The sequence below is a fragment of the Desulfovibrio cuneatus DSM 11391 genome, assembly GCF_000430005.1.
In the GTDB taxonomy this organism is placed as follows: Bacteria; Desulfobacterota; Desulfovibrionia; order Desulfovibrionales; family Desulfovibrionaceae; genus Frigididesulfovibrio; species Frigididesulfovibrio cuneatus.
This window is the reverse complement of record NZ_AUCY01000023.1, coordinates 43986-56267: the sequence shown is the minus strand read 5'-3', so window position 1 is coordinate 56267 and position 12282 is coordinate 43986. Positions and strand designations below refer to the sequence as shown.

Genomic DNA, 12282 nt, shown 5'->3' with positions numbered 1-12282 from the left:
TTTAAAGACTATTTTGATGTTAGTATTGACGCCAGCGGGCAATTGACCCTGACCCTGAACCAGGCCGGGAAAGATTTTCTGGCTGCCCAGGGCGGCAACAATGCTTACGGCTATATTACCCTGACCGACGCCAGCGGTGTGGAATACACCGTGCAGGTGGTGCTGAACCAGAACGACAACGTGGCTTCCAAATCGCTGGATGGTGAAACAGCCGGCGACAACGGCGGCTACGACCTGGCAAACGGTGGCCTGAAGCATGGCGAATGGCACCAGGGCCAGGCCCTGAATAACGGTAACTTGTCTTCCAGCGACCTGGACGACCATATCCGCTTTACGGGCGTTGTTTCTGGCAGTTCCATTGATGCTGGCAAAGGCTACGACATTGTGTACCTTGGTGGCCTGAAAGGCACCAACACCGTTACTGCCGACGGTGGCACCGTAACGGTGGAACAGGTAACACCGGGTTCCACCGCCTACTCCATGACCACCACAGGCGGCAGCAATACCATTACCACCGATTCTGCTGATGTCATCCTGAACGCTTCGGGTAACGCGGGCACCAACATGTATGCCGAAAATGGCAGCAACAGCGTGAAAACCGCCACTGGCGACATTTCCCTGACGGCCCATTCCGACATTCATTCCGCCAGCTACGGCATGTATACCAAGGCAGGCGGCACTAACACCCTTGAGGCCACAGAAGGCAGCGTTTCCATAGATGTGAGTGGGGAAGGCGAAGGCCGTGGCCTGACCAACTACTCTACTGTGGATGCTGGGCAAAACAACATTACTGCCGGAAAAGACATTGATATTGATGTGCATATGGCCAAAAGTGCCTATGGCATGAGCGGGCAAGGTACCTTGAAGGCGGGGGGCGACATTTCCATTGACGCCACCAGCCAGGAATTAGGGGCCACAGGCATAAGCAATACAGGTACTACGGTTGTGGAAGCAGGCGGTAAATTGACTGTGCATGCCGCCAACCTGAATACGGTGGATGAGTTCGCCAGAATGAACTCCGGCACTTCCGGTGTGTCTTCTAACGGTTCCCTCAACATCAAGGCCGAAAGCATAGACATTAGCGCCAGCAGCACGGGCAGCAAGTCTTCGGTGACAGGTATTGTACAAAACACAGGCACCACCACCATGGAGGCCACCAACGATATTTCCATTAGCAGCACCAAAGAAAGTGCTGCGGGGGTTGATGCTTCCAGTGCGTCACGGGGTATTTACACCTGGGGGAACACCACTGAAAGTTCCCTGGATATTACCAGCACAAGCGGCAACATTACCATTAGTGCCGACGACAACAGCGTGTTCACCACAGGTTCCGGCGGTTCCAGAAGCGAAGGTGCCAACGCCATTAACATGGCAGGCGGCAACGTGGATGTGACCCTGAGCGCCAAAAATGGCACGGTTTCCTTGCAGGCCAACCAGGAAATAGCCACCCCCGGCTCCTACGCCTGGGGTGTGAACAACCAGAGCCCGGGCACCTTCACCATTGAGGCCAAGCAGGCCCAGATTGATGTGAAGGCTGCCATTGACGCCAAAGGCCTTGTGGCGCAAACCACAGGGGCTGAAAACCGCGTTACGGCAGACACCGTGAACATGACCATTACCGGAACAGAAAAAGCCGTGGCCATGGACACCTACATGTCTGGTTCCACTGATGTTGCCGGGAAAAATACGATTACGGCCCGCACTACAGACGGTGCAGGCCAGGTGAACATCAACCTGGGCGGCGGTTTTGTAACAGGCATGAGCGCCTCACGCGGCGGGCAAAACCTGATTGATGCCGACCACGTGCAGATGAATGCCGATGTTACTGGATGGGCCACAGGCATGACCGCCAGCGACACCGCCAGTAACACCATTATAAGCAATGATGTAGACCTGAACCTGAAAGGCTACACAGGCGTTGGCATGGTTGCAGGTGCTACCTCCAGCACCACTCCCACAGCCACTAACCTTGTGCAGGGCACAGGAGATAACGCCAGCTTTACCATGAACCTTTCCGGCACTGGCGGGCAATATTCCAAAGTGCGCGGCATGGAAGCTTCCGCTGGCGGGCAAAACATCATTAAAGACTTTGCCTCTGTGAACATTACAGGGGTATCCAGTGGTGAAGCGGCAGCCATGTACACCAGCGCTGCCAACAGCCAGAACACCATTGCCAGCACAGGCGATATTACCCTGAACACCCAAAGCACAGGCGGCATTGCCTACGGTGCCAATGCCTATGGCGGCACCAACAGCCTGAGCGCTGGCGGCGACGTGAACATAACCGCCACTTCCAACATTGCCACAGGCACAACCGCCTCAGGTGGTTTTTACGTGCCCAATGCCTATGGCCTGCGGGCTGAAGCAGGCGGGAAAAACGAAATTACCCAAGCCGAGAATGTGACCATTACCGCAAGCAACCCCGGCGCTGGCTTTGCTTCCGCCATGGACGCAAAAAGCGGCGGCACCAACAGCATTGCCAATGTAAGCGGCAACGTGACTGTGGGCGGCGGCAACTACGGTATGCAAGCCGACGGTACAGGCAGCAGCAATACCATCAGCACGGTGGGCGGCAACGTAACTGTGAGCGGCACTGCTTCCGGCATGGGGGGCTACAGAACCTCTGGTGGCAGCAACACCATTACGGAAGTGGGCGGCAATGTAAAAATTGACGCTGGCTCCAAGGGTATTGCCATGGATAACTGGGGGAATAGCACCAATACCATCAGTCATGTAACTGGCAACGTTGACCTTTATGGTGGCAACGGTATGTATGTGTTTGGTTACGGTGGCAAGAACAGTATAGACGATGTGAAAGGTAGTGTGAGCATTACTGGTGGCCTTAATATGTACACTGGTGTGAGCAGTAATGCCGATGGCAACACCATAAGCAATGTGGCTGGCAACGTGACGTTGAACTCCACGGGTTCGTTTAACATAGACACTGTGAGTGGCAAGAACAGCATTACCAACGTGGGTGGCGATGTTAGATTAACTGGCGCCAATACAGCTATATTCACCTATGGCACCAACGTGCAAACCCGCATTGCGGATGTTACAGGCAATGTGCTCATTGAGGGACAATTGACCGTAGATAATAACGGTGAAACCCTTATTGAAAATGTCGGCAAAAATGTGACCATTGGCAGCCTTTCTGTGCAAAGCAACGGCGGCACCAACACGGTGCGCACAGTGGGCGGCGATGTAACCATTGCCAATGCCATGACAGCTGCTACGGGCAAAAATGAAATTACAGATGTGGAAGGCCGTGTATTTGTGAACGGCGGCAATAACTCCTATGTGGCTATGAGCGCTGCGAGCAAAGGCCAGAATATCATTTCCGCGAAAGGCGATGTGGCGGTGCAAGCAGCTTCCACAGGGAGTGTCACCTATGGTGTGCAGGCTGATACTTCTGGTAAAAACATCATTTTAAGCGACAAAAATGTGACCGTCAGCGCACAGAACTTGAACCCGAGCTCGGGCACGGCCACAGGCATGGCTGCCACCAACAGCGGCACCAACACCCTGAATGCTGGTGGAGACGTGACTGTGAACGCCACAACCAACACGGGCATGGCCTATGCCGTGTATGCCAACGGGGCAGGGGCCAACACCATTAACGGGGTCAATATAGACATAATCGCAAAAAACAACAGCGGAACCCAATCTCTAGGCGTATATTCCTTGGGCGGTGGCACGAATACCATTACTGGTACAGGTCCCGTATCGGTTGATGTCTCTTCTGCAACAAATGCGTGGGGCTTGTACGCTGGCGCTGGCAGCCAAAATAACCTGAGCTCCACCAGTTCCCTGAGTGTTATGACCACAGCCGTTGCTGGGCAGGCCATTGGTGTTGCTGCAAAAGGCGCAGGTGCCCAGAATACCCTGACAGGAAATGATATTACGCTTGCCGCAACAGCTGGCACCACTGCCGTGGGTTTAAACGCTGAGGCAGGCGGCACCAATACTGTGAACGAACTGGGCGGGGGGCTTACCATTACCGCCAGTGGCGGCACCTCGAGTTCCGCTATGAATGCTGGTTCAGGTGGTCATAACCTAGTAAATGCCACAGGTGACGTGAGCCTGGTAACTGAAACAGCAAGTGGCATAGCCAGGGGCCTTCAGGCCGTGGGTGGAACAAACACTCTTACTCTCAGCAAGTCGCTGTCCATTGATGTAAACAACGCCGCCCCAGGTGCCAACAGTTATTCCACCGCAGCTCTTTTCGCTACTGATAAAGGCGTAAACCTCATCCAGGCCAATGACGGTTCAACCGGTTTGGAAGTTCGCATTACCGTAACTGCCGGCAACGGTGGCAAAGCCTATGCCATGTACGCGGAGTCGTTGGGCGAGAACCGCATAGTAGGTTCAGAGAAAGCTGACTTTATTACCATTAAGGGTGATATTATTGCCATATATGGCGGCCAAAATAGTATCAGCACTGGTGGCGGCGACGACCGCGTGGTGCTGGACGGCGCAGTGAATGGGGGGGGGCTGACCCTGGAAATGGGCGCTGGCCACGACATTCTTACCCTGAAGGCAAAAGACTTTGCCGAGTTTAAAGGCAGATACGAAACATGGCTGAATGCCCTTATGGCAACTGGCCATGGCGTTGAATCCATTGAAATTATCTACAATGAAACATGGTCGGCTCAAGACAAAGCCGACCTGCACAACTTCTTTGGCGGAGCAGCCTTTCAAAATGTGGAAGTGCTGTTTCCGGAAGTCCTGCTTACCGGAACGGAAGTGCATAGCGACATGGGCAACGTGTTCCATGAAGGGGACTTTGACGGAACCCTTTCTGGTGGTAATCACAGCGACCACACCTTTGCTTCCACGCAAGATGACGTTGTGCGCGTGACAGGCGATGTAAGCCACACCGACCTGACCTTTGCAGGCGGCGGGCACGACACCCTGACCGTTGCAGGCAACTTGATTGATGCCCATGTAACCACTGAAAGCACCTACACAGGCACCCTGCATGTAGATGCTGGCGGCCTGGAAAATGCCCAAATGAATCTTATGGGCGGTACCAACGCTGTTACCCTGCATGGCACTGTTGACAACCTCTCCACCTTGGTGCTGGGCGACGGCAACGACACCCTGAGCATTCAGGGCGACTTCACCGGGCAGGCCACCATGGGTGCAGGCAACGACTATGTGGTGCTGCACGGCAGTGCCCACGGCGGCATAGTAGATGGCGGCGCTGGCAACGACACCCTTATTGGTGATGCTGGCAACAACATTCTTGTGGGCGGTTCCGGGCACGACGTGCTGACTGGCGGTACCGGGGCAGACACCTTTGTGTGGAAGGCAGGCGATGCAGGCACAGCAGATGCCCCTGCCACCGACGTGGTAACTGACTTTAACATTGATGAAGGCGACAAGCTGGACCTGAGTGGCCTGCTGACCGACGGTGCCAAAGATAACCTGGACAACTACCTGAACGTGACCCATGAAAATGGCAACACCGTGCTGAACATAAGCACCAGCGGTGAAAGTGCTGAAGGCCGCTTTGATCAGGTTATTGTGCTGGAAAACAGCACCATAACGGCAGAGCAGCTTATGCAGCAATTGCTTCTTACCCAGTAGTAAGCATAAACGATTAAGAAAAAGGGTGGCCCTGCTGCCCATAAAAAAAGCAGCCTTTCCCGGTTCCGGGAAAGGCTGCTTTTTATTGTGGCACGCCGCACAACACTACGCGGTATCAATTATTCACAATAAAATCTCGCGGCGCTTCGCCGCACTTTTACTTGCCTTTATCTGCCACACCAAACTCCACCCGGCTGTAAAGCGGCTGCCCGCTGCCAGCTTCCCGCAGCTTGGGGGTGGGGTCCACAGCCACCCGGCCTGCCAGGGAAGCGTCCAGGCGTACAATTTCCGCCTTAACCGCTGCGGCCCTTGCCAGGGCAAGGCTTTCCAGGGCTTTGTCGTTCACGGCCACGGTTTTTTCCAGCATTTGCAGCATAACCGACACAGGCTGTTTTTTCACAAGGCCAAGGGTGCTGGGTTTATCAGGTATGTCTGCTTCCTTATAAAAATCAAACAAAAATTCTTCATATTCCGCAGGGGTCAGGCGCGGGTCAACCCGCATGTCGGTAGAGCGTTTGGTTTCGCGTTCTTTGCGGCCGAGGCTGTTCCACTTGGCTTCTTCCACCCCTTTGCGAATAAACGCCGCCACAAGCTGCGTTTTTTCCGCTTCATCGGCCATGCCATGCAGCACCACTGCAATTTTGGGGTGTTTTTGCAGCAGTTCCACCACCGCGGCAATCACCTTGGCCCCCTTGGCGTCTAGTCTGTCGTCACCAGGGGCAAACACAATGCTGTCCAGGGAAGGGCCGCCACTATCCAGCCCGGAAATAACCGCGCCGAGCAAATTGAAGGGGGAAGCCACCACCTTGAAAAACATGTTGCCAATAACGTTGGTCACCACGTTGCCCACGCGGAACTGCGGGTCGCCCAGTTTGCCGCTTATGGGCAGGTCTATGCGCACGTCGCCCTTGCTGTCTGCCAGCAGGGAAAGGCCTGTTTTAATGGGCACGTTGGGGGGGGTGCGCCCCGGCACTTGTGCCCCAAGCTGCAACCCGCCAAGGGTAATGCTGTTTTGGGCACTTAGCACCTGACCGTCGGTTTGCACGGTGGAATCCAGAAACAGCGCCCCCTTGCTGATGGGGTAGGCCAGAAACTGCTCTGCATAGGGGGAAAGGGGAATCATGTCCATGCCCTTAAGGGAAGCCGTGGCCTTGGCTTGCAAGGGCAGAAAAAACGGGTTTGCTGTGGCACTTAGCTGCAAGGGTGCCCCTTCAGCTTTGCCTGCCAGGGTAAAGGAAGCAGGCTGGCGGCTGGCAGAAGAAAGCCCTGTGGCCTTCATATTTAAATTGGAAAAAGAAACAGAAGCCCGCCGGGCCAGTGTTTCATCATGAAAGCGCACGGCCCCGCCTTCCATTTGCAGGGTGGCAATGCTGAGGCGGGCAAGCCCCGGCACTACGGAATGCTGCGGACCGTCGGCATACAGGGTAACAGCAGGGCTAATGGGCGTATTGGGGGCCTTGGCGGCTGTTTGTTCTGCCGCCTTCATGGCCTGCTCCAGGGTAACGGTGCCAAGCTGCTTGTACCGGGCCTTGGCGTTGGCTGTGAGTGCTCCTGTCACGTCGAACGCTTTGGTCAGGGTGTTTATGCCTTCCGGGTAACGGCTGAAGGAAAGGCGCGGCCCTTCCAGGCGCAGGGTTGTTATGTCAAAGGTGCGGGCTGCCGTGTTGCCCCGCAGGCCAAGCAGCTTCATGTGGTCAAGGCTGAACACTTCGCGCCCTTCTTCCAGTAGCACCATTTCATCGGCTTCCATCTTGCCAGCCAGGGCAAGGCCAACACCGTGTTCTGCGGCTTTGCTTTCCTGCCGGGGCAGGCTGGGGGTGGCAATTGCCCCAGGGTGCGGGGCATTGCGCTGGGCCGTGGCCCCGGCTTTGGGTTCTGCCTTCACAGCAATGCCGCTTTGGGCCACGTTCACGTTAATATCGCAGGAAACAACGCCCTGCTTTACTTCCAGGGTGGAAATAGCCGCCAGCCATGGCCCAAGGGAACGCAGGGGCACCTTGCTGAGGGCGGTATTAAAGGCCAGGTTCAGGGGCGTTACCGTGCCTGTGCCTTTTATGCCAAGCTTGCCCGAACCGTTCCAGGTGCCGGAAGCTTCCATGGAAATTTTCTGCCCCGGCAATGTGCTCACATTGCTACCAGTCAGGGCAAAACCTGTAATGTTCAACGGGGCTTTCACTGCGGCTTCGTTGGTAATGTCCAGCCGCCCGTCTTTTAGCCCCAGGCTTTCAATGGTCACATCCAGTGCTTTATTGGCTGTTCCTTCAGCCCTGCTGCCTGTGGGGGCACCCGTTGCACTCTCTTTTGCCGGGGCAGAAGGCCCAGCCGTAGGGGCGGTGGCAGGGGAGGCTTCTTTGCCAGGGGCCGCCAGCACGGCGCTGAACTGCGGGGCATCCACCACCACAGACCCCAGGGTAAGCAACGAGGTTTCCGGGTTCACCGTAACACGGCGCACCAGCAGGTTTTGCAAACGGGCCACGGCAGAACCACCGGGAAAGGGCACGGTAACCACAAAGTCGTGCAGGGAAAGGGCCCCTTCCTGCAAGGCAAGGTGGGGCATACCATTTTGAATGGCTAGGCGGCACTGGGTGTCTATGTTCAGCAGCCCGCCCTGCATGGCAAGGCCGGAAAGGGCTGTGTAAGGCCCAATGCGCTCCATGGGAAAACTGTTCACCCGGACGCGGGCGTCCAGAACAAAGGGATACAGTTGCACCGTGCCCCGCAAGGCCATGTTGCCAAGGGGTGCAGTGGCTGGCTTTGGGGCCTGGGCCGCTTCTGGGGCAGACGTTGCCAAGCCAGAGGTTGCCGGGGCAGTGGCATTTCCTTGGGCTTGGCCTTCTTGGCCTGCTGCATTCTGGGCAGTGGCATTCTGTACAAGAGCTTCCGGTGTGGTAGTCATCTCTTCGGTGGCAGGGGCTGTAGCCTCTGCCATCTTTTGTGCCGCATCAGCCTCCAGGGCCAAAGCCTGCTGGAAAAAGGCCTCGGTTTCCTTGGGGTCTGCGCTTACCGCACTGCCAAGAGTGATGGAAAATAGGCCGGAAGATTCTGTTGCCAGCATATGCCCTGTGTTGCCTGCCTCCGCTAGCCCTTGCACAGGGGGTTGCCCCGCTGTTGAGGATGGGGCAGGGGCCACGGCAGTGGCAAGACCAGTGAAAGGCGAAGCCGTAACACCAGGGGCAGGCTGTTCAGCCCCGGTGTTTTGTTCTGGGGCTTCTGTGGCAAGGCGTTTGGCCTGAATGTTCAGGGGGTAAATTTCCTGCTGGAACGTGCTGCCCAAGGTGGCGTCGCGCCACAGCACCTTGGCATTGGTTATGGTGAATTGCTCCAGGGCAAACAGGGGGCCTGCATTGGGGTTGGGGACAGGGGGAACAAAAGCCACCCCGGAGGCCGTGCCATTGGTTTCTATTGCAGTACTGTTGGTTTGTGCCACCGTGCCATTGGCTTGGGGCATAGTTCCATTGGCTTGGGCCACAGTGCTGTTGGTTTGGGGCATGGTGCCATTGGTTTGGGGCTGTGTGGCGTTTGTTTCTGCTGCAACAGCAGCATTTCCCGCAGGTTGTGGGGGTGTGCCTGCCTCCCCTGGTTTAGCCGCCGCAGGGGCTTCGCCCTTAGCCGGAGCCGTGTTGGCAGGGGGTTGTGGCGTCAGGTAGCGGCTCCAGTTCATGCTGCCGTCAGCCTTACGTGCTACAAGCACCACCGGGTTTTCCAGCACCACTTCGCGCAGGGAAAAGCGCCCATGTTCCGGCAGTACCCGTTCAGCTTCAATAACGCCAAAGGGCACTTCCAGCACCACCCCTTCCTGGGGGGCGCTCAGGCGCAGGTCTGCCACATGCAGGGAACCTGCTAGAGAAATGTTGGTGCCTTCTTCATGGCGTTCAAATTCCAGGCTAATTTCTGCCGTGGCAATTCCGCCATCAAGGGTGAGGGAAGTATAGGCCGTAAGGTAGGGCCGCAATTGTTCCAGAGCAATTTCCCCCAAATGCATACGGAACGAGGTGGCAAGGCTTTCCGAAAATGGTCGTGTGCGGCCTTCCAGCCCAATAATGGAGCCATCTAACGTGGCATTCAGGGTGGGCCGCACCTGCCGGGCCTGGTCTGCGGGTAAGGTGGAAGTGAAGGGCACAAACAGAAAAAGGTCCTTCAGGGTGTGGTGGGTGCCGTGCATATTGTCGGCAAATTCAATGGTGCCCCCGTCAATGGTGATGTTGTTCAGTACCAAGGGGAACAGCCTGTCTGGCTTGCCTTCCTCCTGCTTGGCCTGCTCACCGGGGCGGGCAAACTGGCTGAAGGAAGTGGTGCCGTCTTGTTCCAGGGAAAAATGCAGGATGGGTTGTTCCACCGTTACGGCATGCAGGGCAGGGGCAAAACGTAGTACACTGCTTATGCCGTGGTCCAGTACCACCCGCCGGGCGCTGAAAAAGGGATCATTCCCACCGGGGTAGGTAAGGGCCACTCCTTCCAGGGTAAAGCGCAGGGTGAACGGATTAATGGAAATACGCTCTATGGTGGTGGTGTTGTGCAAGGCCTGGCTTATTATTGCCGGGGCATGGCGTATGGCAAACCATGGGGCTACAACCCCAAGGAGCACGGCGTACAGGGCCACAAGCGCAGAACACACCACCAGCCAGCGCCGGGGGCGCTTGTGCGGGGTTATAAACCAGTGGAGTGGGATGTGTTTGGCTGGCATTATGTCTATCCGGTCGAGATTGGGGCACAGAAAATAGGCTTGAATTTGATTGGGGGACGCTGTCCCCCAGCCCCCTGCAAGGGGAATGATTCCCCTTGACCCCCATATTTGCGCTTGCCTTCCCGCTTTGCGGGAGGGCAAGCGCTGATAGGGGTTCCAAGGGCATCATGCCCTTGGCGGAGGGGATTGGGGAGGCAGAGCCTCCCCAATAAAAACCAATTATTGCACTGTTAACCGCAGGAAGCGCTTTTTGCCGAGCTTGACCACATATTCACCGGGGGCAAGGGGGGTTGCGCCGTCTTCGCATGGGGTGTCGTCAATGGTCAGGGCTTTTTGGGCCACCAGGCGGCGGGCTTCCCCGCGTGAAGCTGTCAGGCCGGAATCGGCCAGAAAGGCCACCGGGGTGGAAGCTTCTCCGTTTTTGCACAGGTGGGTGGGGGCATCTTCCGGCACGCCGCCTTTGGCAAACACGGCGTTAAATTCCTGCTGGGCCACATGGGCGGCTTCTTCACTGTGGTAGCGGGCCGTCAGTTCAAAAGCCAGGGCTTCCTTCACCGCTTTGGGGTGGCGGGTGCCGTTTTCCACATCCGCGCGCAGTGCGGCAATTTCTTCCAGGGAGCGGGTGGAAATAAGCTCGTAGTAGCGCCACATAAGGGTGTCGGAAACAGACATAACCTTGCCGAAAATCTGGGAGGCGGGCTCGTCAATGCCAATGTAGTTGCCTAAAGACTTGGACATTTTTTTAATGCCGTCCAGCCCTTCCAGCAGGGGCACGGTAATAATGCACTGCGGTTCCTGCCCGTATTGGCTTTGCAGGTGGCGGCCCACCAGCAGGTTGAAGCGCTGGTCTGTGCCGCCCATTTCTACATCGGCCTTGAGGGCGACAGAATCGTACCCCTGGCACAGGGGGTACATAAATTCATGAATGGCAATGGGCTGGTTGCCCTGGTAGCGCTTTTCAAAGTCGTCGCGTTCCAGCATACGGGCCACAGTATAGCGCGAGGTCAGGCGGATAAAGTCTGCCGCATTCATGGCCCCCAGCCAGTGGGAGTTAAACTCCACTGTGGTTTTTTCCGGGTCCAGAATTTTGAATACCTGGCGCTTGTAGGTTTCCGCGTTGGCCTTCACCTGTTCTTCGGTGAGGGGGGGGCGTGTGTCTGAACGGCCGGAAGGGTCGCCTATGCGCCCGGTAAAGTCGCCAATCAAAAACACCACATTGTGCCCAAGCTCCTGAAAATGCCGCATTTTGTGCAGCACCACTGTGTGCCCAAGGTGCAAGTCCGGGGCTGTGGGGTCAAAGCCTACCTTCACGGTAAGGGGCTTGCCCCTGGCTATTTTCTTGCGCAGGTCGGCTTCATCAATCAGGTCAACAATACCGCGTTTAATAAGCTGCATCTGGGCATCAATATCTACAGTCATCGTGCTCTCCTTGAGCATATAGCAGTGGGTTCTTACTCCTCAGCATTGAGCTGAAAATCCACCTTGATTTTATACATTTTATGGGCAGGCAGGTTTAAAATGGCAATGCCAGTTTTTTCCGAAATGCTGTGCAAAAGCGCCACCACAGCTTCTTTGGAAGGGCCAATGCAGGTAAACCATACGTTGTAGGCATGGTTACGCAAATAGTTGTGCGTTACCCCCACGTGGCTGTTCACTTCTTGCACAAAGGCTTCCAGCCCATCAAGGGGCACTTTGGCGGCGCACAGGGTGCTGTGAAAACCCAGCTTGCGCGACTGGAAATTGGCCCCCAGTCGGCGGATAATTTTGCGTTTTTTCAGGGCCAGCACACGCTGGAAGGTTTCTTCTTCCCCCAGGCCCACCTGTTGCCCAATAACGGCATAGGGGCGCGGCTCCAGCGGAAAACCAGACTGGATAAGGCTTAAAATACGGCGGTCGCTGGCATCAAGCCCGGTATCTGGCAGGGCGTCAATGCTGCCGCCGTCCAGTTCTTCCGGCAGTGGTGTGTTCATGGCATTTCCTTGAGTATGTGGGGGAACGCGCTGGCA

General features: G+C 56.3%; 4 protein-coding genes. 1 reads left to right on the top strand and 3 read right to left on the bottom strand.

Going from position 1 to position 12282, the window contains the following annotated elements:
* Positions 1–5592, top strand: a 5592-nt coding sequence (locus G497_RS0107245; RefSeq protein WP_027187650.1) for a type I secretion C-terminal target domain-containing protein, incomplete at its 5' end; no start/stop codon positions are given.
* Positions 5593–5749: 157 nt separating this feature from the next.
* Here G497_RS0107245 and G497_RS0107240 read toward each other — a convergent pair.
* From G497_RS0107240 to ahbA, 3 genes are all read right to left on the bottom strand, one after another.
* On the bottom strand, positions 5750–10276 hold the full coding sequence (locus G497_RS0107240; protein WP_027187649.1) for a DUF748 domain-containing protein: 4527 nt from the start codon (positions 10274–10276) through the stop codon (positions 5750–5752).
* Positions 10277–10495: 219 nt separating this feature from the next.
* Positions 10496–11695: a tyrosine--tRNA ligase gene (tyrS, locus tag G497_RS0107235; protein WP_027187648.1), complete on the bottom strand. Its 1200-nt coding sequence runs from the start codon at positions 11693–11695 to the stop codon at positions 10496–10498.
* A gap of 32 nt (positions 11696–11727) precedes the next feature.
* Positions 11728–12246 carry a siroheme decarboxylase subunit alpha gene (gene ahbA, locus G497_RS0107230; protein ID WP_169726981.1) on the bottom strand — a complete coding sequence of 173 codons (519 nt, stop codon included), beginning with the start codon at positions 12244–12246 and terminating at the stop codon, positions 11728–11730.
* Between the last annotated feature and the right edge of the window lie 36 nt (positions 12247–12282).